The sequence below is a fragment of the Streptococcus mitis genome, from assembly GCF_946188695.1.
GTDB classification, from domain to species: domain Bacteria; phylum Bacillota; class Bacilli; order Lactobacillales; family Streptococcaceae; genus Streptococcus; species Streptococcus mitis_DF.
This window is the reverse complement of sequence record NZ_CAMHWI010000092.1, coordinates 1-237: the sequence shown is the minus strand read 5'-3', so window position 1 is coordinate 237 and position 237 is coordinate 1. Positions and strand designations below refer to the sequence as shown.

Here is a 237-nt window from a genome sequence, read left to right as displayed (position 1 = left end):
GATGCCTTCCCCATAGACTGGGAGGAATACTATGAGTCTTACCAGCCGCCCTATGAGCTGAAGATTAAAGGCTGGAATGATGATGATACCTATGAGCATACCTTTGACATATTCGTAGCTATACTCCCCAGGAAGGCAGTGTTAGCTCTGGCTATAGTAGACGCTATCAAGGGCATTTTCGGTATGCTTTCGCCAAAACGAATATTTACCGGGAGGAGTAGCTAAGTAATGGCTCAC

General features: G+C 46.0%; 1 protein-coding gene. It reads left to right on the top strand.

Features of this window, described 5'->3' with window-relative positions; genetic code table 11:
• On the top strand, nt 1-225 hold a 225-nt coding region (locus N8L33_RS10055; RefSeq protein ID WP_261059766.1), incomplete at its 5' end, for a hypothetical protein.
• Nucleotides 226-237 lie beyond the last annotated feature (12 nt).